This is a genomic window from Haloparvum sedimenti, assembly GCF_001462205.1.
Classification (GTDB): Archaea; Halobacteriota; Halobacteria; order Halobacteriales; family Haloferacaceae; genus Haloparvum; species Haloparvum sedimenti.
In genome coordinates, this window is sequence record NZ_LKIR01000121.1 from 98,139 (window position 1) to 120,023 (window position 21,885).

Annotated in this window: 24 protein-coding genes; 14 read left to right on the plus strand and 10 right to left on the minus strand. The window is 71.7% G+C overall.

All coding sequences use genetic code 11. The features are described 5' to 3' along the window. Positions 1–32: 32 nt before the first annotated feature. The 5 genes from AN233_RS07760 to AN233_RS07780 form a co-directional block, all read right to left on the minus strand. Positions 33–482 (minus strand): universal stress protein, encoded by a 450-nt coding sequence (locus AN233_RS07760; protein WP_058366227.1) that lies wholly within the window; start codon positions 480–482, stop codon positions 33–35. A gap of 111 nt (positions 483–593) precedes the next feature. Further along, on the minus strand, positions 594–1,910 hold the full coding sequence (hisS, locus tag AN233_RS07765) for a histidine--tRNA ligase (protein ID WP_058366228.1): 1,317 nt from the start codon (positions 1,908–1,910) through the stop codon (positions 594–596). A 597-nt stretch (positions 1,911–2,507) separates the two neighbouring features. After that, positions 2,508–3,410: a Vms1/Ankzf1 family peptidyl-tRNA hydrolase gene (locus AN233_RS07770; protein WP_058366229.1), complete on the minus strand. Its 903-nt coding sequence runs from the start codon at positions 3,408–3,410 to the stop codon at positions 2,508–2,510. A 73-nt stretch (positions 3,411–3,483) separates the two neighbouring features. Further along, the gene (locus tag AN233_RS07775; RefSeq protein ID WP_058366230.1) at positions 3,484–3,882 is read right to left on the minus strand and encodes a hypothetical protein; all 399 of its coding nucleotides are present in this window, start codon (positions 3,880–3,882) and stop codon (positions 3,484–3,486) included. Between the two features lie 174 nt (positions 3,883–4,056). Further along, positions 4,057–4,431 (minus strand): 30S ribosomal protein S8e, encoded by a 375-nt coding sequence (locus AN233_RS07780; protein ID WP_058366231.1) that lies wholly within the window; start codon positions 4,429–4,431, stop codon positions 4,057–4,059. Positions 4,432–4,560: 129 nt separating this feature from the next. Here AN233_RS07780 and AN233_RS07785 point away from each other — a divergent pair, with 129 nt between their 5' ends. The 3 genes from AN233_RS07785 to AN233_RS07795 all read left to right on the plus strand — a co-directional run bounded on the left by AN233_RS07785 (position 4,561) and on the right by AN233_RS07795 (position 5,849). Continuing rightward, positions 4,561–5,037, plus strand: a complete 477-nt coding sequence (locus AN233_RS07785) for a DUF2240 family protein (RefSeq protein ID WP_058366232.1) — start codon at positions 4,561–4,563, stop codon at positions 5,035–5,037. Then, positions 5,037–5,462, plus strand: a complete 426-nt coding sequence (locus AN233_RS07790; protein WP_058366233.1) for a hypothetical protein — start codon at positions 5,037–5,039, stop codon at positions 5,460–5,462. The genes AN233_RS07785 and AN233_RS07790 overlap by 1 nt, the downstream gene beginning before the upstream one ends. Positions 5,463–5,543: 81 nt before the next feature. After that, positions 5,544–5,849 carry a DUF5518 domain-containing protein gene (locus tag AN233_RS07795; protein WP_058366234.1) on the plus strand — a complete coding sequence of 102 codons (306 nt, stop codon included), beginning with the start codon at positions 5,544–5,546 and terminating at the stop codon, positions 5,847–5,849. A gap of 188 nt (positions 5,850–6,037) precedes the next feature. Here the strand turns inward: AN233_RS07795 and ggt are convergent, their stop codons facing one another. After that, positions 6,038–7,669, minus strand: a complete 1,632-nt coding sequence (gene ggt / locus AN233_RS07800; RefSeq protein WP_058366235.1) for a gamma-glutamyltransferase — start codon at positions 7,667–7,669, stop codon at positions 6,038–6,040. A gap of 72 nt (positions 7,670–7,741) precedes the next feature. Next, complete coding sequence (locus AN233_RS07805; RefSeq protein ID WP_058366236.1) at positions 7,742–7,975, minus strand: hypothetical protein; 234 nt, start codon at positions 7,973–7,975, stop codon at positions 7,742–7,744. A 156-nt stretch (positions 7,976–8,131) separates the two neighbouring features. Here AN233_RS07805 and AN233_RS07810 point away from each other — a divergent pair, with 156 nt between their 5' ends. The 3 genes from AN233_RS07810 (at position 8,132) to AN233_RS07820 (ending at position 13,232) form a co-directional block, all read left to right on the plus strand. Then, positions 8,132–9,961: a site-2 protease family protein gene (locus AN233_RS07810; protein WP_058366237.1), complete on the plus strand. Its 1,830-nt coding sequence runs from the start codon at positions 8,132–8,134 to the stop codon at positions 9,959–9,961. A 77-nt stretch (positions 9,962–10,038) separates the two neighbouring features. Then, positions 10,039–11,277 (plus strand): molybdopterin molybdotransferase MoeA, encoded by a 1,239-nt coding sequence (locus tag AN233_RS07815; protein WP_058366238.1) that lies wholly within the window; start codon positions 10,039–10,041, stop codon positions 11,275–11,277. Beyond that, entirely contained in the window at positions 11,274–13,232 is a 1,959-nt protein-coding gene (locus tag AN233_RS07820; protein ID WP_058366239.1) for a molybdopterin biosynthesis protein, read from the plus strand. Before AN233_RS07815 ends, AN233_RS07820 begins: the two co-directional genes overlap by 4 nt. Positions 13,233–13,257: 25 nt before the next feature. On the opposite strand, the gene AN233_RS07825 is transcribed toward AN233_RS07820, so the two are convergent. Further along, complete coding sequence (locus AN233_RS07825; protein ID WP_058366240.1) at positions 13,258–13,719, minus strand: PaaI family thioesterase; 462 nt, start codon at positions 13,717–13,719, stop codon at positions 13,258–13,260. Between the two features lie 265 nt (positions 13,720–13,984). After that, entirely contained in the window at positions 13,985–14,896 is a 912-nt protein-coding gene (locus AN233_RS07830; protein ID WP_058366241.1) for a hypothetical protein, read from the minus strand. Positions 14,897–14,976: 80 nt separating this feature from the next. Here AN233_RS07830 and AN233_RS07835 point away from each other — a divergent pair, with 80 nt between their 5' ends. The 8 genes from AN233_RS07835 (at position 14,977) to AN233_RS07870 (ending at position 21,365) form a co-directional block, all read left to right on the plus strand. Then, positions 14,977–15,696: a lipoate--protein ligase family protein gene (locus tag AN233_RS07835; protein ID WP_058366242.1), complete on the plus strand. Its 720-nt coding sequence runs from the start codon at positions 14,977–14,979 to the stop codon at positions 15,694–15,696. 200 nt (positions 15,697–15,896) lie between these two features. After that, on the plus strand, positions 15,897–16,295 hold the full coding sequence (locus tag AN233_RS07840; RefSeq protein WP_058366243.1) for a 30S ribosomal protein S6e: 399 nt from the start codon (positions 15,897–15,899) through the stop codon (positions 16,293–16,295). 16 nt (positions 16,296–16,311) lie between these two features. Then, complete coding sequence (locus AN233_RS07845; RefSeq protein WP_058366244.1) at positions 16,312–16,779, plus strand: DUF7112 family protein; 468 nt, start codon at positions 16,312–16,314, stop codon at positions 16,777–16,779. A 59-nt stretch (positions 16,780–16,838) separates the two neighbouring features. Continuing rightward, positions 16,839–17,924, plus strand: a complete 1,086-nt coding sequence (gene ahbB / locus AN233_RS07850; protein WP_058366245.1) for a siroheme decarboxylase subunit beta — start codon at positions 16,839–16,841, stop codon at positions 17,922–17,924. A 25-nt stretch (positions 17,925–17,949) separates the two neighbouring features. After that, a complete protein-coding gene (locus tag AN233_RS07855; RefSeq protein ID WP_058366246.1) occupies positions 17,950–18,627 on the plus strand; it encodes a precorrin-2 dehydrogenase/sirohydrochlorin ferrochelatase family protein in 678 nt (225 codons plus the stop codon). After that, positions 18,624–19,943, plus strand: a complete 1,320-nt coding sequence (gene hemA / locus AN233_RS07860) for a glutamyl-tRNA reductase (protein WP_058366247.1) — start codon at positions 18,624–18,626, stop codon at positions 19,941–19,943. Before AN233_RS07855 ends, hemA begins: the two co-directional genes overlap by 4 nt. Positions 19,944–20,190: 247 nt before the next feature. Continuing rightward, complete coding sequence (locus AN233_RS07865; protein ID WP_058366248.1) at positions 20,191–20,691, plus strand: HPP family protein; 501 nt, start codon at positions 20,191–20,193, stop codon at positions 20,689–20,691. Positions 20,692–21,014: 323 nt separating this feature from the next. Then, on the plus strand, positions 21,015–21,365 hold the full coding sequence (locus AN233_RS07870; protein WP_058366249.1) for a hypothetical protein: 351 nt from the start codon (positions 21,015–21,017) through the stop codon (positions 21,363–21,365). Positions 21,366–21,413: 48 nt separating this feature from the next. Here the strand turns inward: AN233_RS07870 and lrp are convergent, their stop codons facing one another. Continuing rightward, complete coding sequence (lrp, locus tag AN233_RS07875; protein ID WP_058366250.1) at positions 21,414–21,872, minus strand: HTH-type transcriptional regulator Lrp; 459 nt, start codon at positions 21,870–21,872, stop codon at positions 21,414–21,416. Positions 21,873–21,885 lie beyond the last annotated feature (13 nt).

Below are 21,885 nucleotides of genomic sequence, written 5' to 3' on the forward strand. Positions count from 1 at the left end.
CGCGGCTCGGGTCGCGATGGACGGGGCGTCGGCTACGCGTCGGCGGCGGCGTCGCGGTCGTTCATCGGCACCGTCGTCACCGGGACCGGCGCGTGTCTGACCACGCGCTCGGCGACCGACCCCAGAAGGAAGTGCTGGACGCCGGTGCGCGTGTGGCTCGGCATGACGACGATATCTATCCCCTCGTCCTCGATCACCTCGGAGATAACCTCCTCGGGACGGCCGCGGACCACGTGCGTTCGCGTCTCTATCCCTCGTTCGTCCAGGTCCGCCTCGACCTCGTGGACGCGGTCGCGGGCGGCGCTCTCGATGCGGTCGGCGAGGGACCCGACCTCCGGGCCGGTGAGCGTCTCGACCACGGTGTCGGCGACCGACAGCACGTGAACGGTCGCGCCGTCGCGCTCCCCGATGTGGGCGGCGTGCGGGATCGCTCGGCTGGCGTCGCTGTCCGGGGCGACCGGCAGCAGCACGTCGTCGTACATGACCGAAGGGTTGCGGGCGGAGGGGAAAAACCGTGGCGGCCGCGGTCGGAAGCGGGCGCGGTCGGAAGCGGACGCCGTCGGAAACCGCCCGTCAACCGCGAGCGACCGGCGCTACTCGTAGTCCTCGTAGGTCGGCCGGCCCTCCTCGGGCGGGAACTCGTCGACCGGGACCGTCGTCTGGTCGCCGGAGCCCATGTCCTTTATCGTCACCTCGTCGTTGGCGAGGTCCTGCTCGCCGACGATGACGACGGTCTCGGCGTTGATGGAGTCAGCGTAGCCCATCTGGGCGCCGAAGCTCCGGTCGGCCACGTCCGTCTCCACGACGTGCCCGAGGTCGCGCAGGTCGCGTGCGATGGCGGCGGCCTCGCTCCGCGTGTCGCCCACGGTGAGCACGAAGTAGTCGGTCGTCAGCTCCTCGTCGGGCCAGACGCCGGCGCGCTGGCACAGCAGCGCGAGCGTCTCGTGGCCCGGCGCGACGCCGACCGCGGGCGTCGGCTGGCCGCCGAAGCTCTCGATCAGGTCGTCGTAGCGCCCGCCGCCGAACACCGACCGACTCACCTCGCCGGTCGAGTCGAAACACTCGAAGACGACGCCGGTGTAGTAGTCGAGCCCGCGGGCGGTCGTCAGCGACAGCTTACAGAACTCGGCGGCACCGAAGTCGTCCGCGGCCGCGAGCACGTTTCGCAGGTTCTCGACGGCGGCCGCCACGTCGTCGCCGCCCGCCTCGGCGACCGCGTCGAGGTCGTCGACCGTCTCCACCCCGGCGATCAGGTCGTCGAACTCCCGGGCCGTCTCGCGGTCGAGGCCGGCGTCCGACAGCAGGCCGAGGTACTCGGCGTCGTCGACCTTCGCGCGCTTGTCGACCGCGCGGATCGCGGCGGCGGTGTCGACCGCCTCGGGGTCGTCCGCGAGCGCGCGGACGAGGCCGCCGAGGATGTCGCGGTGCGAGACGCGAAACTCGAAGTCGTCGCCGGTCAGCCCGAGTTCGGTGAGCGCGTCGGCGGCGAACGCCAGCACCTCGGCGTCGGCCTCCGGCTCCGCGGAGCCGAACACGTCGACGTTGGTCTGGTAGAACTCCCGGAACCGGCCCTGCTGGACCTGCTCGTAGCGCCAGAACGGGCGCGTGGAGACCCACTTGATCGGCTTCGACAGCTCCTGGCCCTTCCCGACGACCATGCGCGCGACCGTCGGGGTGAGCTCCGGCGTCATCGCCACGTCGCGGCCGCCCTTGTCCTCGAAGTGGTAGAGCTCGTCGACGATCTCCTCGCCGGACTTGTCGACGTACATTTCGGTCCGCTCCAGCGCGGGCGTGGCGATCTCGCGGAAGCCGTACCGGGCCGCGACCGCCTCCAGCGTGGCGGCGACCTCGGCGCGGGCGGACTGCTCCTCGGGGTAGAACTCCCTGAACCCCTTGAGTCCCTCGTACATGCCTCCCGGTTCGGCGACCGGGCGCTTGAAAGCATCCTTTCCAGGGCGAGCGGAGATCGCGGTGCTGTGAGGAGTCGCAGGAGTCTACGCAGGTGTTTCTCTCGTAGACCCTGTTGATCTGGACAGCACCACCCAGAAAGCCCCAGCCGACTCTCTGTACTACTGATCGGGTTCTATTGCAAACTCTGCTGCTCTGGACAGCAACGTCCAGAAAGCCCCAGCCGACTCTCTGTACTACTGATCGGGTTCTATTGCAAACTCTGCTGCTCTGGACAGCAACGTCCAGAAAGCCCCAGCCGGCTCGACCCGCCGGGCCTCGCTGCGCTCCTCGCTCTCCGCACAGCCCGCTGCGGTGCTTGCGTCGTCCGGGCGGGACCGAGCCGGCTGCCCCTTTCAGTCCCACCCCGAACAGCACCGCAACCGCTCCGCACCGCAGCCTCACACCTCCCCAGCCTCGCCGCAGCCGCGGTCGCGTGACCGCAACGCAACGCGACCGCGGCTGCGGGCTCCCTCGCGCGCGTTTCTCGCGCGCGCCGACCGCACAGCACCGCCACAGTTTCGGGCACCAAGACGATAGGCGGTGTCCCAGTACCCCGGTCAGATCCCGTACACGCGCGTCGTCCAGAAGTCCCGGAAGGCGTCGTTCAGGGCCTCTTCGGGGTCGCCGGTCGCGTCGGCCACGTCCGTCGCGTCCGCGAGGTCGCGCACCTCGCTCAGCACGCTCCGCTCGCCGACGAGCACCAGCCGGTCCACGTCCGCGCGGACCTCCTCGAGCACCTCGCGGGCCTCCTCGATGTGGTCGTGGATCTGCCCCTCGCGCCGACGCGCGAACCGGCCCTGCGAGAAGCCGCCCTTCGAGTGCCCCTCCATCACGTCCGTGTGAAACCCCTCGACTGCGACGCGCTCGCCGGCCTCGTAGGTGCCGACCGCGAAGGTGTCCGCGCGGATCAGGCCGAAGCCCAGTCGCCCGGTCGGCCGGAACCACGCCTCCTCCAGGCGGAAGGAGTCGTCCCACGCGCAGAAGGCCTCCTCGGGGGAAAGCGGTGGTCGGAGCGCGGCGCTCACGAGGCCGGCGTCGTCCGCGACCACGACCGCGGGCGCGGCCCGACGCGCGAGCGGCGCGCGGTCGCCGAGCGTCTCAGAGACGGCTTCGGGCAGCGCATTCCCGTCCGGCAGAAACGCCGTGAGCGCGCCCTCCCGTCCGGCAGAAACGCCGCGGAGACGGTCGAGCACGTCGCGCGTACGCTCGCCGCTCGCGTCGGTCACGCGCCGGAACTCGAGGTCGGCCTCCTCGGCCCCGCCACGTTCGACGCGGTCCTCCAGTTCCTCGATGCGGTCCTCCAGCCTGTTGACGCGCTCTTCCGCGCGCTGGCGGTCCGCGACCGCCTCGCTCCGGCGCTCCTCCTCGGCCTCGGCGCGCCGCTCCAGGTGGCGCTTCTCCTCCTCCAACTCCTCGATGCGCTCCTTCAGCGAGGCGCGGCCGAGCAGCCTGTCGAGCATACCGCCCCTCGGGCGTCGCTCGTGCTTAAAAGGTGGGCGTCGGCGGGACGGCGGCGGCACGCGGCGCCGCGCGTCACCCGACGAGTTCCAGCGTCTCGTCGGAGAGGTCGACGCCGACCTCGTTGCGGGTCTGGTTCTCGATCTGGTCGAGGTTGCGGGTGAGCACCTCGAGGATGTCCTCGACCTCGGGGTAGACGAGCATGTTCTCCTCCTCGTCCTCCATCACGAGCTGGGTGTCCGACAGCTGGATCTGGTTGCCCTCGATGGAGGCGACGATGGCCGGCAGCGCCTCCGCGCCGCCGGTGTCGCCCTCCTTCACGTAGGTGATGTACAGCGAGTCGATGCCGATGAGGTCCTTGTACTCGCGGATCCGCTCCGCGCACTTGACCATGTCCCGGGTGACCGCGGTCTTGTGGTCGTTGCCGTGCGAACCGTCGTAGCAGTGCTTGCACACCCGCAGTTCCATCCGCATTGGCGGTCCGTCGGGGGCCCGCGGGGAAATACCTTTAGACGACGGCGAGCCGCGGAGGGCGCCGACCGAACCCTCGGAGAGAAAGCCCTCGACTGCAGTCACGGCCACGTCTCCGTCCCGATCGGTCGCTACCGGCCGAGAAAAAGCGCGAGAAAGTCCGACAGAACGAGCGCGTTACTCGTCGACGGCGACGGCGTTGACCTGTCCGGTCTGACCGGGACGCGAGGTGACGCGGGCGCGGCCCTCGGTGGTCTCGATGATGGCGCCCTTCGTGATGATGTTCCGGCGGGCGTAGTTGACGTTCGCGGGGTTGTCGACGACGTCCTCGATCTCCGCGGAGACCGTCTCGCCGTCGACGGTGACCTGTGCGAGGTTGGTCGAGAGCGCGCTGACCTTGCTGCCGGTGCCGCGGGAGTCGATGTACTGGAGGCGCGGCTCGCCGAGCGTCGTCTCGGTCGCCTCGCGGCCGAGCTGGTGGCGCTTCTTGTCGCTGGAGTGCTTCAGTCGGCCGCCGGTGCGCTTCCGCTTGGAGCGTCCCTGATCCTTCATACGTACAGCGAACGGCGAGCGAATACTTGAACCGTTCGACTCGGGGCTGTGGCCCCCTATCCCGCACCGCCGGCGGTTCCGGCCGACCGCTTCGATACGTTTACCGGCGTCCGCGCCGGTCGTGCGGACATGAGTCTGGAGGCCGCCGTCGCCGTCCCGTTCCGCCAGTCCGGCAAGGACCGGCTCGGCGAAGGGGAGTTCGTGGTCGCGCTCTCGCTGGACCGCGACTGGTTCTCCCCGGATCAGGCGAAGCGCCTCGTCGACGTGGCGCAGGGGCGCGGGCTGGTGGCGGTCGAGGACGGCGACCTCGTCCCGCAGTTCGACCCCGGAGAGGTGTCGGTTCCCGAGAACTTCGTCCCCGACGAGTCGATCCTCCGCGAGCAGTCGGCGTTCGAGCGCGCGCTCGACGCCGTCGTCGCGGCCGGCATCGACAAGCAGGAGGCGGTCGCGGCGATCAACGAGCGCCAGCGCACGCTGGCGATCAGCCTCGAAGCCGCCGCGGTCGTGTACGCCCGCGAGCACGGGGTCGACGTGGACGCGCTGGCGAAAACCGTCCGCGAGGAGCTGCTCGCGGCGGGCGACGAAGCGAGCGAGGAGACCGCCTGATGGTCGACGAGCGCCTCGACGACGGCGTCCGGATCGCTCAGCTGCTCGCCTCCGAGATCGAGGGGGACGAGGGCCGGCTCCGCGACCTGACGGTCACCGACGCCGACCCCGACGTGGCGCCGACCGCGGACGGCGCGCTGGCGTACGCGGTCCGCCGGACCGAGGACGGACCGGACGACGACGCCGGACGGGATGAGCCCCCGCTCGCGGAGGTGTACGTCCACTCGGACCGCGCGCGCGTCGAGTTCCTCGCCGCTCCCGACGCGGCCGCGGAGGCGGCCGCCGAGCGGGACCTCCGCGTCCGGCCGAAGGCGGTCCGGCCGCCGCGCACGCTCGTCTTCGTCGAGGACGGCGCGCAGGTGAAGTGGATCCTGCCGGTCTTCGAGCGCGTTCTCGCGGCGGGCGAGTCGGAGCCGGACGCGTAGGGCACTGGCCGGCTGCGGCCGCCCCGCTCCCGCACCGTCGCGTCGCGCCGGAGTTTTGTCCCTCGACCGCGGAGGAGGCGCATGGACACGCTTCCGAGCGCGGGCGTGGGCGCCGCGGTCACCGTCCCCCTCGTGTTCGTCCCCTTCTCGCCGGCGGTCGGCGGCACGGTCGCGGCGTACCTCCACGACGGCGACCGCGCGGGCTGGCAGGTCGGCGCGCTCTCGGGCGCGCTCGCGTCGATCCCGGGGATCACCATCCCCGCCGCCGTCATCGGCATCGACTGGCCCATCTCGCTCCCGGTGCTGGCTGTCGTCGCGGTCGTCTACTTCGCGGTCTGCGGCTACTTTGGCGGAATCGTCGGCGAGGGGCTCCGCGACGTGGACTGATCGGGCGGGCGAGGGCCGCGGTCTCGGCCGGCGCAGTTACAGAAGGCGCGCAGTTACAGAAGGCCCGCCGTTACAGAAGGCGCGCAGTTACAGAAGGCCCGCCGTTACAGAAGGCGCGCAGTTACAGAAGGCCCGCATCCACGGAAATCCTGCAGCGACAGAAAAATCCCTGCCAGCGACGCGGCCGGTCAGTACCCCTGCGCGTTGCCGTCCTTGCGGGGTTCGGTCGCGCCGGAGAGCACGCCGCCTTCGTTGCGGGTGATCTGCGCGCCGCCGAACAGGCCGGGCGAGAGCACCTGCACGTCGTGGCCCTTCCGGACGAGCTTGGCGGCCACGTCGTCGTCGAACTGCGGTTCGAGCGCGAGCTCGCCGCTCTCGCGGTAGCGCCACCGCGGCTCGTCGAGCGCGCGCTGGAGCGGCATCCCGTAGTCCACGATGTTGCTGATCACCTGCACGTGCCCCTGCGGCTGCATGTAGCCGCCCATCACGCCGAAGGCGGCCCAGTCGTCCTCGTCGAACTCGACGAGACCCGGAATCAGGGTGTGGAACGGGCGCTTGCCCGGCTCGATCCGGTTCGGGTGGTCCGCGTCCAGCGAGAAGGAGGAACCGCGGTTCTGGAGCGCGATGCCGGTATCGCCCGCGACCACGCCCGAGCCGAAGCCCGCGAACCGCGAGTTGATGTAGGAGACGACGTTGCCCTCGTCGTCCGCGACCGTGAGCAGCACCGTGTCCGCGTCCTCCGCCTCGCCGGCGTTCGGGACGCCGAAGCTCACGTCGTGGTTCGCCTCCGGACCGACCTCCGCGGCGCGCGTCTCGGCCCACGCCTCGGACGCGAGCGGCGGGTGGTCCTCGTAGTCGGGGTCGGTGATGTAGCGGTGACCGTCGTGGAACGCGACCTTCAGCGCCTCCGAGAAGTAGTGGACGCGCTCCGCGGAGTCGTAGTCGTACTCGCCGGCGCCCAACTGCTCGGCGACGTTGAGCGCCTCCAGCGCGATGAGCCCCTGGTTGTTCGGCGGGAGCTCGTACACCTCGGCGCCGTTGTACGTCGTCGAGACCGGCTCCGGCCACTCGACCTCGAAGTCGGCCAGGTCGTCGACGGTCATGAAGCCGCCCTGTTCCTGCACCTCGTCGGCGATGGCCTCCGCGATCTCGCCCTCGTAGACGGCGTCCGCGCCCTCCTCGGCGATCGTCTCCATCGACGCGCCGAGCTTCGGCAGGCGCACGGTCTGGCCCGTCTCCGGGGCCTCGCCGTCGAACAGGAACACCTCGCGCGCGTTCTCGGTCTCGAACAGCTCCTCGCCGTGCTGCCACTGCGCGGAGACGACCTCCGAGACCGGGTACCCCTCGGTCGCATACCGGATCGCGGGCTGGAGCAGTTCGCCGAGGTCCTTCGTCCCGAGCTCCTCCGCGGTCGCCTCCCACCCGCGGGCGGTGCCGGGGACCGTCACCGCGAGCGCGCCCGTGTCCGGCATCTCCGCGTCGGCCGGGTCGTCGGCGTCCGCGTCGGGGTCCTGCGCGACCGCCTCGCGGACGTTCTCCAGCGTGGCGTCCGCCGGGGCGCCGCCGCAGGCGCGCATCGCGCCGACTTCGCCGTCGGCCGTTTTGTACAGCGCGAACACGTCGCCGCCCAGACCCGTCGAGGTGGGCTCGACGACGTTGAGCGCGGCCGCGGTCGCCACGGCCGCGTCGAAGGCGTTACCGCCGTCGCGCAGCGTCTCGATGCCCGCCTGCGAGGCGAGCGGCTGGCTCGTCGAGACGACGCCTCGCTGGCCGTAGACGGTCGACCGGCGCGAGTTGAACCGGTCAAGATCTGGATCCATGGCTCCCGGTTCGGACAGCGTCGTCAAAAGAGGCGGGTAACGGGACTGACTTGCCCCTTGCCGGCCCGTTGACTACTTCGCTACGCCGGCGCCGAGCGCCGGGAGGTCCACGCCGATCTCCGAGAGCAGGGCGCCGAGTGCGGCGTATCCGAGCGCCGCGATGGCGCCGACCATGAACAGCTGCCCGACGACGAACACGGCGATCGAGATCGGGTCGCCGTTCGCCAGTACCTGCTCCACGAAGACGCCGCCGAGACGCCCCACGTCGCCGACCACGCGAACCACGAAGTCCAGAAGCGCGTTCATGGACGAACGTTCGAGGGGCGGGTACTTGTGTGTTGATACCTGCCGAGAGCGGCGCGTCCCCCTCGGGAGCCGCGACCCGTGCGCCCGGCGCGGTCGGTTCGAGTCGAAACTCCGGGAACCGAACGGCTTACCCGGAACGCACCCGAACCGCGGACAATGAATACCCTGCAGTGGATCCTGCTCGGGATCCTCGCGTACACCGCGGCCGCGATGTGGCTGCGCAACCGGGGGTACCTCCCGGACGCGGTCCGCGTCTCCGGCCCGCTGACGACGATCCACACGAAGCGGGGGCGGGCGCTGCTCGACCGCCTCGCGGGCCCGAAGCGACTGTGGCGCGCGGTCGCCAACGTCGGCGTCGGCGCCGCGCTGGTGATCATGGCGGGGATGTTCGTGCTCCTCGTCGCCAACGCGGTCTCGATCGTGGCGAACCCGCCGGCCCCGACCGGGATCAACACGCCGCAGAACGTGCTGATCATCCCCGGCGTCAACGAGTTCCTCCCGCTGACGGTGGCGGCCGAGATCGTGGTCGGCCTGCTGGTCGCGCTGGTGGTCCACGAGGGCGCCCACGGCCTGCTCTGCCGCGTCGAGGGGATCGAGATCGACTCGATGGGCGTCGCGCTGCTCACACTGATCCCCATCGGCGCCTTCGTCGAACCGGACGAGGAGTCCACGAAGGAGGTCGACCGCGGCGGCCGCACCCGGATGTTCGCCGCCGGCGTCACCGCCAACTTCGTCGTCGTCGCGCTGGCGTTCGCGCTGCTTTTCGGCCCGGTCGCGGGCGCCATCTCCGTCGCGCCGGGCGCCGCGGTCGGCGGAACCTACCCCGGCTCGCCGGCCGCCGACGCCGGCATCGGCGCCGGGGACCGCATCGTCGCGCTGGAGGGAGAGCCGGTCGCGAACGCCTCGGAGCTCTCCGAGCGGCTCGAGACGACCGACGCGGAGACCGTCGCCGTCGAACTCTCCGACGGCACGACCGCGGAGGTCGAGCGCGCCCTGCTCGTGACCAGCGTCGCGGAGACCTCGCCGTTCGCCGCGCCGTCGAACGGGTCCGGCGGAGGAGCCGGCGACGGCGCGGCCGGCGTCAGCGTCAACGACACCGTGGTGGCGGTCGACGGCACCGCGGTCCGCACGGAGGGCGGCCTGCGTGAGGCTATCGCCGCCGCCGACGATCCCGTGGTGACGCTTGAGACCGCCGACGGGGAGACGGTCACCGCGCCGGCCGGCGCGCTCGTCGCGGTCGCGGAGGAGGGGCCGTTCCAGGCGGCGGGCGCGCCCGCCGGCGACCATCTCGTCGTCACGTCGGTCGACGGCGAGCGCGTCGTCGACAACGACGACCTGACCGCCGCGCTCGACGCGCACGAACCGGGCGAGGAGGTCACCGTACAGGCGTACCGGACGGCGGGCGACGGCGAGGGCGGCTACGAGTGGACGAACTACGCCGTGGAGCTCGGCACGCACGAGGAGGACGGCGGCGCGTTCCTCGGCATCTTCGCCACGCCGGGCGTCTCGGGCGTGAGCGTGGACAGCCTCGGGATGACGGGCTACCCCGCTGACTACTACCTCTCCCTGCTGAGCGGCGAGGCCGGTGGCGGCCTGCTGGGCACGCTGCTGCTCGTCACGGTCCTCCCGTTCCTCGCGGTCGTCGACCCGAGCATCCAGTACAACTTCGCGGGGTTCGTCGGGAGCAACTCCGCCTTCTACGAGGTGACCGGTCCGCTGTCGGCGCTGGGCGACGGCGGGGTGTTCCTCGCCGCGAACCTGCTGTTCTGGACCGGCTGGATCAACCTCCAGCTCGCCATCTTCAACTGCGTGCCGGCGTTCCCGCTGGACGGTGGACGGATCCTCCGCACCGCGACCGAGGCGGTCGTCTCTCGGCTTCCGGTCGAGGCGCGTCCCGCGCTGACGCGGTCGATCACGGTCAGCGTCGGACTGACGATGCTGGTCGCGCTGCTGGTGATGCTGTTCGGCCCGCAGGTGCTGTCGTAGCCGGCTCGCGGGTGCTACCGGAGGCCAGTCCGACGCGGTCGGCGGGGTTTTTGCCGTCGGGCCCGGAACCGCCACGCATGAGCCACGACAGACACGAGACCGGGTTCAAGGACCGGACCCGAGTCGCGGACGCCCGAGAGACGCTGCTGGGCGCGGCGACGCCCCACGGGCGCGTCGAGACGGTCCCGCTCGCGGACGCCGACCGACGCGTCGTCGCGGAGCCGGTCGACGCCCCGGCGCCGGTACCGGGGTACGACCGCGCCGCGATGGACGGCTACGCGGTGCGCGCGCAGGACACCTTCGGGGCGTCCGGGCGCTCGCCGGAGGTGCTCCGGCGGGCGGGCGATGCCGGTTCAGAAAACGCCGCGGCCGTCGGCCCGGGCGAGGCGGCCCGCGTCCACACCGGGAGCGCGCTCCCGGAGGGCGCCGACGCCGTCGTGATGATCGAGGAGGTCGAGGAGGTCGGCGGCGACGTGGAGACGTTCGACGCGGTCGCCGAGGGGGAAAACGTCGGGCCGGCCGGCGAGGACGTGGCCGAGGGCCAGCGGCTCTACGAGCCCGGCCACCGGCTCCGTCCCTCCGACCTTGGGCTGCTGAAGTCGGTCGGTCTCACGGAGGTCCCGGTGTACGAGGCGCCCGAAGTCGCCGTGATCCCGACCGGCGAGGAGCTGGTCCAGCGCGACCCCGGCCCGGGTGAGGTGATCGAGACGAACGGGCTCACCGTCTCCCGCATGGCCGAGCGGTGGGGCGCCGCAACGCGCTACCGCGACGTGGTCACCGACGACGAGGCCGCGCTGCGCGCGGCGGTCGAGCGCGACCTCGACGCGGACGTGGTCGTGACGACCGGCGGCTCCTCCGTCGGCGAGCGCGACCTGATCCCCGAGGTGCTCGACGCGGTCGGCGAGGTGCTCGTCCACGGCGTCGCGCTCAAGCCCGGCCACCCGGTGTGCCTGGGAGTCGCGGACGGGACGCCGGTCGTCTGTCTCCCCGGCTACCCCGTCGCCTGCATCGTCAACGCGGTCCAGTTCCTGCGGCCGGTCGTCGCGGCGGTCGCGGGGACCGAGGCGCCGCCGCACCCGACCAGACACGCGACCCTGACCAGGAAGATCGCCAGCGAGCCCGGGACGCGGACGTTCGCTCGGGTTCGCCTCGCCGAGGGTGAGGAAGGACCGGTCGCCGAGCCCACCCGCGCCAGCGGCTCCGGCGTCCTGTCGAGCGTCGCGCTCGCGGACGGCTGGGTCGTCGTCCCGGAGGGGCGCGAGGGGATCGACGCCGGCGAAACGGTCGACGTACAGATCTGGGAGGCGACCGAATGAGCGACCGCAAGGAGTTCCGCGACCTCGCGGAGCCGGCGGCCGCCCGCGAGGCCATCGCCTCGCTGGACCTCGCCCCGGAACCGGAGTCGGTCCCGCTCGAAGACGCTCGCGGGCGCGTCCTCGCGGAGCGGATCGACGCCGACCTCGACGTGCCGGGCTTCGACCGCGCGTCGATGGACGGCTACGCGGTGCGGGCCCGGGACACCTTCGGCGCCGACGAGGCGGACCCGGTCGAGCTCGACCTTATCGGTGCGGTCCACGCCGGCTCGGAGCCCGACGTGACCGTCGAGTCGGAGACCTGCGCCGAGATCTCCACGGGCGCGGTGATGCCGCCGGGCGCCGACGCCGTGGTGATGGTCGAGCGCACGGACGAGGTTCGCGACGGAGCCGACGGTGACGGCGGAGACGTGGACGAGGCGGGTGACCCCGACCGCATCGCGTTTCGCACCTCGGTCGCGCCCGGCGACCACGTGATGGTCGCGGGCGCGGACGTGGCGGCCGGCGCCCGCGCGCTCGGCCCCGGAACCCGGCTCACGCCGCGGGAGATCGGCCTGCTGTCCGCGCTCGGGCGCGAGGCGGTGCCGGTCCGCGGGAAGCCGACGGTCGGCATCGTCTCGACCGGCGACGAGTTGGTCCGGCCCGGCGAGGAACTCGACTCCGCACGGGGACAGATCTACGACGTGAACTCGACGACGATCGCCGCGGGCGTCGAGGAGGCCGGCGGCGAGGCGAAGCTCTATCCGCACGCCGGCGACGACTACGCGGAGATGGAGCGCCTGCTGACGCGGGCCGCCGACGAGTGCGACCTCGTGCTGTCGTCGGGGTCCACCTCCGCGAGCGCGGTCGACGTGATCTACCGCGTCATCGAGGAGCGCGGCGACCTGCTGCTCCACGGCGTCGCGGTCAAGCCCGGCAAGCCGATGCTGATCGGGCGCCTCGACCGGTCGCCCGAGGCGGAGCGCGCGGGCGAGTCGGCGTACGTCGGCCTCCCCGGCTACCCCGTCTCCGCGCTCACCATCTTCCGGACGTTCGTCGCGCCGGCGGTCCGCGAGGCGGCGGGCCAGCCCGAGCCCGCGACCGCGACCGTGACCGCGCGGATGGCGGCCGGCGAGCGCTACGGCGAGGGGCGGCTCAGACTGATGCCAGTCGGCCTGCTGGAGCGGCCGGACGCCGCCCCGCTCGCGTACCCGGTCGACAAGGGATCCGGCGCGACGACGAGCCTCGTGGAGGCGGACGGCGTCGTCGCCGTGGACCCGGACACGGACTACCTCGGCGAGGGCGAGGCGGTCGAGGTGCAGCTGTTCTCGCCCGACGTGCGCCCGCCGACCCTGCTCGGCGTCGGCGAGGACGACCCCGCGCTCAACCGCCTGCTGGACGAGGTGGACCGCCCGCGGTACCTCCCCGTCGGCTCACGGGAGGGGCTCCGCCGGCTCCGGGACGGCCTACCCGACATCGCGGTCACCGCGGGCCCGGTCGAGCGCGAGGTGGACGCCGTCGACCTCGGCGGGTGGACGCGCGAGTGGGGGCTCGTCGTCCCCGCCGGAAATCCCGACGGCGTGGCCGGACTCGCAGACCTCGTCGACCGCGACCTCCGGTTCGTCAACCGGACGACCGACTCGGGACTCAGGACCAGCCTCGCGAACGAACTGGCCGCGCTCGCCGAGGACCGGGGCGTCGAGCGCCGCGAGGTGACCGAGGCGGTCGACGGCTTCGACTTCGCGGTCCGGGCCTACGAGAGCCCCGCCAGAAAAGTGAGCGCAGGCGACGCAGACGCCGGCGTCGGGTTGCGAGCGACCGCGGAGAAACTCGGGCTCGGCTTCGTCCCGCTCGGCGAACAGGACGTGCGTGTCCACGCCAACCCCGACCGCGTCGGCGAGTCCGGCCTCGAAGCCCTCCGCGACGCGGTCGAGAACGCGGACGCGGTTCTCGACGACCTTCCCGGCTTCGGGCGCTGACCGGCGGCGCCGTCCGACCCTCCTCTCAATCCTCGCGGAACAGCCGGAACGACCCCTGTCCGACGACCACCTCGCGCGTCTCGCCGTTCGCGGTGCTGGTGACGCGCATGTCGCTGACGCCGATGGAGCCGCCCGCGCGCACCACCTCGGCCTCCGCTCGGAGGTCGCCGGTCGCGGGTCTGAGGTAGTTCACGTTGAGGTTCACCGTCGCGACGCCGCCGTCCAGAGGATCCGGGAACGCCGTCCGCTGGACCAGTCCGCCCGCGGTGTCGATGAGCGTCGCCGCGACGCCGCCGTGGATCGTCTCCCCGTCGCTGTTCGTGAGCTTGTCGTCGTAGGGGATCGTGAGGACGATCCGGCCGCGCTCGACCGACTCGACGCCCGTGTTCAGCCACGAGAGGTAGCCGTGCTCCGCCTCGATCCGCTCCTCCAGAAACGCCGCCGCGTCGTCCGGCAGCGGGGGCAGGTCCGCTGGATCCTGACTCATGCCTTCCACCTCTGCGGCGGCCGGCTTGTAACTCCGGGGATCGCGGCGAACGGTCGGAGAGTTGTCGGCCGAACCTTTTCAGCGATGACGCCGCAGACGCCCCATGACCTGACGACGCACTCCGCGGCGAACTCAGCGGGCGTCCGACGCACCGCCGCGGAGCCATGATCCACGAGACCGTCCGACAGCTCAGGTTCGAGCGCGCCGGCTGTTCGCCATTTTCTGTCTCCCGTAGCGACTGCGTCGTCGCTGCGTCGGCCTCCGTCTATCGCCCCACGCCGAACCGCACCGGGTCGTCCGTCGGCGCGACCCGCACGCGGACCTCGTCGCCCACCGTCAGCGGTGCCTCCGGGAGCACCAGCTTGACGCCGAGCCGCTCCCGCGACGCGAACAGCGACAGCCCCGCCGCCGGCTCGCCGTTCGCACTGATCGCCACCGGCTTCCACCGCACGTGGCGGCCGTCCGCGACGCCCACGCGTTCGTCGAGGAGAGAGAGCTCCACGTCGCGTTCGCGGGTCGACGCCGTATCGCCCGCGACCGTGCCGAGCGCGCCGCCGCCCGCGTAGTGCCGGAGCCCGCCGTCCAGCGGGACGCCCTCGTCGCTCGCCAGCGCCGCGAACCGATCGCCCGGCGCGGGGTGTGTCGGCGCGTCCAGCACCGCGTGCGTCGGCCCGGTCTCCACGACGCGGCCGGTGCCGTCCCACGCGGCCGTCGCCACGTCGACGCCGAGGTCGACCGGGAGCGACCCGCTCGCTCGGTAGGGGTTTTCGTCGGCCGGACGGAATCCGAGGTGAACGTGTCTGTCCACCCACTGGCCGAAGAACCCGGACCGCACCATCGGGCCGAGACGGTCGCCGACCGAGACCCGGTCACCGGGTTCGACCGTCGGATCGACGTGGAGCACCCGCGCCAGCAGGTCGCCCTCGACGCCCGCCGCCGCGGCCCACTCCGGGTCCACGTCGATCACGATCAGGTGGTCTCGCTCCGCAGCGTACGAGCGGTCCGGACAGCCCACGGTCCGCGTCTCGCGCACCACGCCCGCGACCGGAGAGGTCCCGCCGTCGCCGGCGGGATAGAGGTCTACCGCGTGCCCGCGGTCGTGGGCCGGGTACGGCGAGTTGTACAGCGAGAAGCGCGGGTAGCGCGCCAGCACCTCGCCAGACAGCGTGACCCTCATCGCTCGGGTCTCCGGACCGGGTCGGCAAAGCGGCGTCGGTCCCCGGCCCGTTTTTGTCGATCGGTCGCCGAGGAGGAGTCATGCGCGTGGTTCGAGGCCGTGCCGAGACGCCGGACGCGGACCGCAAGGCGACGGCCGCCATGCTGTCCGCGACCGCCGCGGACGGGACCGCGCGGGTCCGCGTTCGCGCGCCGCACCGACAGGTCGCGTTCGGGCGGCGCGACGCCCGGGAGGAAGGGTTCTCGGGGGCACGAGCGGCGGCGCTGGAGCGCGGCTACGAGACGGTCGAGCGGAGCGTCGGCGGCCGCGCGGTCGCGTACACCGGGGAGACACTGGCGTTCGCGGTCGCGGTCCCGCTTGCGGAGATGCGGGAAGGACTCGACGAGCGCTACGCGACTGCCACCGAGACGCTTCTGGAGACTCTCCACGGCCTCGGCGCGGACGTGACGCGCGGCGAGCCGGCGGCGTCCTTCTGTCCCGGCGACCACTCCGTCCGGGTCGCGGACGGCGGCAAGGTCGCCGGACTGGCACAGCGCGTGCAGAAGGACGCCGCGCTCGTGTCCGGCTGTCTGGTCGTCGTCGAAAGCGACAAATCGGCCGTCGCGGACGTGTTGACACCGGTGTACGACGCCCTCTGCGTCCCCTTCGACCCCGAGAGCGTCGGGAGCCTCGCCGCGGCGGGCGGACCGTCCGACCCCGACCGCGTCGCACGGGCGCTGGAGACGGCGTTCGCCGAAGGTCCGTGGGGAGACGGGACGCCGACGGAGACCATCGCCGTCGACGTCCTCCCGGAGAAATAAAGAGCGGCTGCGCTGGGTTCGGAACTCCCGCCCTGCCCGGGGACAAAAAGGACTTGGCCGCGACCGGGACAGAAACAGCCCAGCCACGACCGGGACAGAAACAGCCAGCCACGACCGGGACAGAAACCCCTCCGTGCGGACGGCTCCCGTGCGGCCGCGGATCCGACGTACTTTTACTCGGCCGGGCTGTCGTTTCCCGCATGGCAGAATTCCAGGTCGTCGTCGCCGACCCCGACACCGGCGCGACGTTCCAGCGCGAGGTCGACGGACAGGACGCCAATCGGTTTCTCGGACTGAGCCTCGGTGACGAGGCCGACGGGGCCGCGGTCGGCCTCGACGGCTTCACGGTCGAGATCACCGGCGGTTCGGACGAAACCGGGCGGCCGATGCGCGCGGACGTCCCCGGCACGAGCCTGAAGGAGCTCCTCCTCGAGGGCGGCGTCGGCTACGAGCCGTCCCGCGAGGGCGAGCGCAAGCGAGTCACGGTCCGCGGCGCCGAGGTCGCCGAGGACGTGGCCCAGATCAACGTGAAGGTCGTCGAGGGCGAGGGCGACGTGGCCGCCGCGCTCGGCGAGGGCGACGACGGCGACGAGGAGTAGCCGACCCACCTTTTCGATGGCGCGCGTCACCTCCGACGACGAGAGCGTCGCGTCCGTCCGCGTGACGGTCGCCCGCAGCGGCGGTACCCGGAAGCCCTGCGTGCGCCTCCCGAGCGACGGCGAACTCGACCGTCGCGTCGAGTCCGGGTCCGCGGACGCGCTGGGGCTCTCGGACGGCGATCTCGTCCGGCTGATCGTCGACCGCGAGACGTACCACGCGCGGATCGTCTCGGACGCGAGCGGTCGCCTGATCCGCGGCGCCTACGACAACCGACGGCTCGCGCGGACCCCCGGCGAGGGCGAGAACCGCCTCGTCGCGTGGCTCCGTGAGCACGACCGCGAGGAGGACGATTCCCTGCTGCTCGACGTCGTGGAGTCGGGCGACGCCTACGGGCTCCGGCTGCCGGGCGAGCGCGCGGTCTACGACGTGGACGCCGGGCCGAGCGGGTCGCTGGCGGACATCGCGCGGGACCTCGACGGCTGAGTCCGCTCGGCCGACCGCGGCTCCGAACTCCTTAATCCGCCGCGGCCCTCAGGGCGCGTATGAAGCAGGTCGACGCGGATCTGTCGACGCTCGACCGGGCGATCCTCAACGCCTTTCAGGGGGGATTCCCGGTCGTCGAGCGGCCCTTCGAGCCCGCGGCGGCCGCGCTCCGGGAGCGCGGCGTCGAGGTGACGGGGCCGGAGCTCTGCGAGCGCGTGCGCGAACTGGACGACGAGGGCGTCCTCTCGCGGTTCGGCGCGCTCGTCAACGCCGAGGAGATCGGTGGCGCCGCGTCGCTGGTGGCGATGCACGCCCCCGAGGAGCGCTACGACGAGGTCGCGGAGACCGTGAACGACTTCGTCGAGGTCGCGCACAACTACGAGCGCGAGCACCCGCACCTCAACATGTGGTTCGTCGTCTCGGTGGCGGACCACCCCGATCCCGAGAAGGACGGCGCGGACCGCGTCGCGGAGGTGCTCGCGGAGATCGAGGCCGAGACCGGACAGGAGACGTACAACCTACCCAAGGTGCAGGAGTTCCACGTCGGCGCGAAGTTCCTCCTCGACGGACCGGTTCCGGACGGCGACGTGGACCTCTCGGAGCTCGGTCCCGCGGTCGAACCCTCGGGACGGGACGCGCTGACGCCCGCGGAGCGCGACCTCGTCGTGGAGATCCAGGGCGGGCTCCCGATAACGGAGACGCCCTACGCGGACGTGGCGGCGGCGGTCGGCGCCGAGACCGAGTGGGTCGTGGAGACGATAAAGCGGTTCGACGCGGAGGGGAAGGTCCGCCGCGTCGGCGTCATCCCGAACCACTACGCGCTCGGCTACACCGAGAACGGGATGACGGTCTGGAACGTCCCCGACGAGGTGCTCGAGGAGGTCGGTCCGGTCGTCGCCGACCTGGAGTTCGTCACTCACTGCTACGAGCGGCCGCGCCACGACGGCGTCTGGCCGTACAACTTCTTCGCGATGACCCACGGGCGCTCGGAGGCGGAGAGCGACCGACGAGTCCAGCAGGTAAAAGAGCTGATGGACGATTACTGGGACGTGAGCGACGAGGACTGGGACACGCTGTTCTCGACGCGGATCCTGAAGAAGACGGGGATCCGGATCGACGAGCGCGCGAGTTCGAACACGGCCTGATCCCCCTCGGAGTTCTCCGACATCCATGATTCCCCTGTTCCACGACTTCGACGGCGAGACCGTGCTGGTGGTCGGCGGCGGGAGCGTCGCGACCCGGAAGGTCCGCCGCTTCGCGTCGGAAGCGTCGGTAATCGTCGTGAGTCCGGCCTTTTCGGACGCGCTGCGGGAAATGTCGACCGACGGGGTCGACGACGGCGATGCCGGGACCGTCGACCTGATCCGCGAGGCCCCAGACGCCGACGCGGTCGGCGAGTGGGTCGAGCGGACCGACCCGGCGCTGGTGGTCGCGGCGACGGACGACCCCGCGGTCAACGCGGCGGCGGAGGCGGCCGCGCGGGCGGCGGGCGCGCTGGTCAACCGGACGGACGAGGCCGGCGGGCGCGACGCGGGGAGCGTCGTGGTCCCCGCGACGGTCGCGGACGACCCGGTGACGGTGGCCGTCTCGACGGGCGGGACCAGTCCGGCGCTCGCGAAGCACCTCCGCGAGCGCATCGAGGCGGAACTCGAGGGCGCGGGGGCGATGGCGACGCTGACCGGCGAGATCCGCGCGGAGCTGAAGGCAGCGGGCGTCGACCCCGAGACGCGGCGGGACGCGGTCCGCGCCGTCGTGCGGTCGGGGCCGGTTTGGAAGGCTTTACAAGCGGGCGACGCAAACGCTCGGGAAGAAGCCAACAGGGTGGTCCAGGAGACGTGCAACGCATGATCGACACCGGCGTAATCACGGGCGTCAGCGTTGCTCACACCCGGGCGTCGGTCGACGAGATCGACGCCGCGGGCGGCGACTCGGTCCGCGCGACGGTCTCCGACCTGCTCGCCCGTGAGGGCGTCTCGGAGGCGTACGCGGTCTCCACGTGCAACCGCTCGGAGGCGTACGTCGTCACCGACAGGGCCGCCGACGGCACCGCGGCGCTCTCGGCGTTCGCTCCGGAGGTGCGCGAGGGCGCCATCAGACACCTCGACCACGAGGAGAGCCTCCGCCACCTGATGCGGGTCGCGGCCGGACTGGAGTCGCTCGTGCTCGGCGAGGACCAGATCCTCGGCCAAGTGCGGACCGCCTACGAGGAGTCGCGATCCGCGGGTGGCATCGGCCCGATGCTGGAGGAGAGCGTCACGAAGGCCATCCACGTCGGCGAGCGCGCCCGCACGGAGACTGCGATCAACGAGGGCGTCGTCTCGCTCGGCTCCGCGGCCGTCGAACTCGCCGCCCGCGAACTGGATCTGGCCGGCGCGACCGCGGTCGTCGTCGGCGCCGGCGAGATGGGGACGCTCGCGGCGCGCGCGCTCGCGGACACTCCGACCGCGGATGTCGTCGTCGCCAATCGAACCGTCCCGCACGCCGAACACGTCGCCGGCGAGGTCGAGACGGACGCGCGCGCGGTCCCGCTCTCGGAGCTGGTCGAGGTGATCCCGACCGCGGATCTGGTGATCAGCGCGACGGGCGCCCCGGAGCCGGTCCTCGGCCGCGGCGACCTGATCGACGCGGGCGAGGTCGTCTGCATCGACATCGCGCAGCCGCGCGACGTGGAGTCGGCGGCCGACGAGCTCGACGGCGTCACGCTGTACGACATCGACGCGCTGGAGTCGGTCACGCGCCGGACCCGCGAACAGCGCGAGGCGGAGGCTCGCGCGGTCGAGACGATGATCGACGACGAGCTGGACCGCCTGCTCGACTCGTTCAAGCGCAAGCGCGCCGACGAGGTCATCTCCGCGATGTACGCGGGTGCGGAGCGCACCAAGGCCCGCGAGGTCGACACGGCACTCACCAAACTGGAGACGCAGGGGGGGCTCACCGCCGAGCAGCGCGAAACCGTCGAGGCGCTCGCGGACGCGCTCGTCGGCCAACTGCTCGCGGCGCCCACGAAGTCGCTCCGCGACGCCGCCGGCGAGGACGACTGGACCACCATTCAGACCGCGCTCCGCCTGTTCGACCCGGAGTTCGACGCGCCGCCCGAGACCCCCGGCGAGGAGAGCGACGCCGAGCAGCCCCCCGAGGGGCTGGTCGAGAAACTGGACGACTGAGCGGAAGGCGCAGGGTACCGTTATCTCGACGGTTTCGGCGTCGAGACCGGCTCAGGTATTGCGGTCCGCCGGCGGCCCCTCCGCGGCGAACGGTTTTCCCGGAGAAGGCAGAACTCCCGCCGCGAGTGCAGTTCGATAGCCCCGATGTGCGGCGCGTACCCCGTGGGACAGGGCATTCGGACGCGGGTTCGCGGGGGGGGACGCCCGGATCGGTGAGGCTTTTCTTCGATGAGCATCAGGGGCGGGCATGGTCAGGCGCCGCGTCTACACGAGCCTGTACGCGAGCCTGCTTTTCACCGTGCTCGGGCTGGTCGCATGGGCGACCGGACAGGCGTTCGTCTTTCCGAGTCTGGGCCCGTCCGCGTACCTCCTCGCGTTCGATCGTCGGGCCGACCGTGCGCGGAGCTATCGGGTCGTCTGGAGCCACTTCATCGGCGCAGCCGCGGGGCTGCTGGCGTACTCGCTCATCGCGGAGGGCGTCGCGCTCACCGCGTCCACGCCGCCGTTCTCGCCCGCGGGGCTCCGACTGGCCGCCTCCGGCGTCGTCTCCATCGCGCTGACCTCCTGGGCGATGATCGCGACCGACGCCAACCACGCGCCCGCCTGCGCGACGACGCTCATCGTCTCGCTCGGATTGCTCTCGACGCCGCGGGCCGCCGCGGTCATCGTCGCCGCGGTCGTCCTGCTCGTCGCGATCCACCACGCGGTCGTCGCAGCTGCCGGAACCATCCGTACACGCTTGGAGTGACGCCGACACACCGGGCCGACCGACGCGACGCGGTTCCCGAGCGTCCCGCCGACACCGGGCGATTTATTGTCGTGTGAACGCGTATCACGACCGTGCCGAAGGTTCTGTGTCCCGACTGTGAGCGTCGGATCGCCATGCACGAGCTCGAGACGAACACCGTCGCCCAGTCGAGCGGGTTCACGACGACGTACCGCTGCCCCTTCTGCCGCCACGAGGTCGAGGACGTGACCGAGCACCTCGTGTAGCGGACAACCGCGGCGATCGCGACGGCGGCGCAGCCGCTCTCCTTTACTTATAAATGGGGACGCGCCGAGGGACCGAGTATGCAGACGATCTATCTCGCCGCGGCCGGAGGTGTGGCCCTCGTCGCTCTGCTGGCGCTGCTGGTGTGGCGGCGCCGGTCGAGCGCAGCCAGCGAGTCGGCGCGTGCACACGAGGCAGCACAAAAGCGGGAGCCACCCGTGGAACTCGGCGAGACGGTCGAGTTCGGCGTCACGGAGATCACCGACCACCACTCGGGCAGCGAGGTCGCGGTCGGCAAGGTGGAGGGGTTCGTGATCTTCGCGGAGGAGATCCCCGGCGACGTGGGAGAGGGGGACGTGATCCGCGCGACGGTGCTCTCGTTCAACGAGGGACGAACCTCCGCGGACGCCACGTTCGAGGGGATGGCCTGACTCGCGGTCGGCACGCTCGACCGACGCGGACCCGAGTCGCGAACGTACCTACTCCTGAAGGTCGAGCTCGAACTGCTCGTTCTCCGTCACCGCGTTGAGCACGACGGAGGTGTTCGACTCGCGGATGTCCGCGTCGGTGAGCAGCGTCTTGATCTGGTCGTTCATGCCGTCGGTGTCGGTGAACTTGCCGATGGCGATCACGTCGTAGTCGCCGGTCACCTCGTAGACGCTGACCATCTGCTTCTCCTGCCGGAGGCGCTCGGTGATGTCCGGGAGCGCGCTCCCCTCAACTTTTAGCTGGAGGATGGCGGTCACGTCGTAGCCGAGCTTGTCGTAGTCGACGATGGGGGTGTACCCCCGGACCACGCCCTCGTCCTCCAGGTCGCGGAGGTGGTTGGACACCGTGGTCACCGACACGTCGAGGTCTTCCCCGAGGCTGCGGAGGCTGGCGCGACCGTTTCCGAGGAGTTCGTTCACGAGTTCCGCGTCGAGGTTTTCGTACGTCATTACATCTCCCGAG

Bases quoted from the DNA above. Each gene is read 5' to 3' on its own strand.
- AN233_RS07760 (WP_058366227.1), bottom strand. From the start codon at position 482: ATGTACGACGACGTGCTGCTGCCGGTCGCCCCGGACAGCGACGCCAGC.
- hisS (WP_058366228.1), bottom strand. From the start codon at position 1,910: ATGTACGAGGGACTCAAGGGGTTCAGGGAGTTCTACCCCGAGGAGCAG.
- AN233_RS07770 (WP_058366229.1), bottom strand. From the start codon at position 3,410: ATGCTCGACAGGCTGCTCGGCCGCGCCTCGCTGAAGGAGCGCATCGAG.
- AN233_RS07775 (WP_058366230.1), bottom strand. From the start codon at position 3,882: ATGCGGATGGAACTGCGGGTGTGCAAGCACTGCTACGACGGTTCGCAC.
- AN233_RS07780 (WP_058366231.1), bottom strand. From the start codon at position 4,431: ATGAAGGATCAGGGACGCTCCAAGCGGAAGCGCACCGGCGGCCGACTG.
- AN233_RS07785 (WP_058366232.1), top strand. From the start codon at position 4,561: ATGAGTCTGGAGGCCGCCGTCGCCGTCCCGTTCCGCCAGTCCGGCAAG.
- AN233_RS07790 (WP_058366233.1), top strand. From the start codon at position 5,037: ATGGTCGACGAGCGCCTCGACGACGGCGTCCGGATCGCTCAGCTGCTC.
- AN233_RS07795 (WP_058366234.1), top strand. From the start codon at position 5,544: ATGGACACGCTTCCGAGCGCGGGCGTGGGCGCCGCGGTCACCGTCCCC.
- ggt (WP_058366235.1), bottom strand. From the start codon at position 7,669: ATGGATCCAGATCTTGACCGGTTCAACTCGCGCCGGTCGACCGTCTAC.
- AN233_RS07805 (WP_058366236.1), bottom strand. From the start codon at position 7,975: ATGAACGCGCTTCTGGACTTCGTGGTTCGCGTGGTCGGCGACGTGGGG.
- AN233_RS07810 (WP_058366237.1), top strand. From the start codon at position 8,132: ATGAATACCCTGCAGTGGATCCTGCTCGGGATCCTCGCGTACACCGCG.
- AN233_RS07815 (WP_058366238.1), top strand. From the start codon at position 10,039: ATGAGCCACGACAGACACGAGACCGGGTTCAAGGACCGGACCCGAGTC.
- AN233_RS07820 (WP_058366239.1), top strand. From the start codon at position 11,274: ATGAGCGACCGCAAGGAGTTCCGCGACCTCGCGGAGCCGGCGGCCGCC.
- AN233_RS07825 (WP_058366240.1), bottom strand. From the start codon at position 13,719: ATGAGTCAGGATCCAGCGGACCTGCCCCCGCTGCCGGACGACGCGGCG.
- AN233_RS07830 (WP_058366241.1), bottom strand. From the start codon at position 14,896: ATGAGGGTCACGCTGTCTGGCGAGGTGCTGGCGCGCTACCCGCGCTTC.
- AN233_RS07835 (WP_058366242.1), top strand. From the start codon at position 14,977: ATGCGCGTGGTTCGAGGCCGTGCCGAGACGCCGGACGCGGACCGCAAG.
- AN233_RS07840 (WP_058366243.1), top strand. From the start codon at position 15,897: ATGGCAGAATTCCAGGTCGTCGTCGCCGACCCCGACACCGGCGCGACG.
- AN233_RS07845 (WP_058366244.1), top strand. From the start codon at position 16,312: ATGGCGCGCGTCACCTCCGACGACGAGAGCGTCGCGTCCGTCCGCGTG.
- ahbB (WP_058366245.1), top strand. From the start codon at position 16,839: ATGAAGCAGGTCGACGCGGATCTGTCGACGCTCGACCGGGCGATCCTC.
- AN233_RS07855 (WP_058366246.1), top strand. From the start codon at position 17,950: ATGATTCCCCTGTTCCACGACTTCGACGGCGAGACCGTGCTGGTGGTC.
- hemA (WP_058366247.1), top strand. From the start codon at position 18,624: ATGATCGACACCGGCGTAATCACGGGCGTCAGCGTTGCTCACACCCGG.
- AN233_RS07865 (WP_058366248.1), top strand. From the start codon at position 20,191: ATGGTCAGGCGCCGCGTCTACACGAGCCTGTACGCGAGCCTGCTTTTC.
- AN233_RS07870 (WP_058366249.1), top strand. From the start codon at position 21,015: ATGCAGACGATCTATCTCGCCGCGGCCGGAGGTGTGGCCCTCGTCGCT.
- lrp (WP_058366250.1), bottom strand. From the start codon at position 21,872: ATGACGTACGAAAACCTCGACGCGGAACTCGTGAACGAACTCCTCGGA.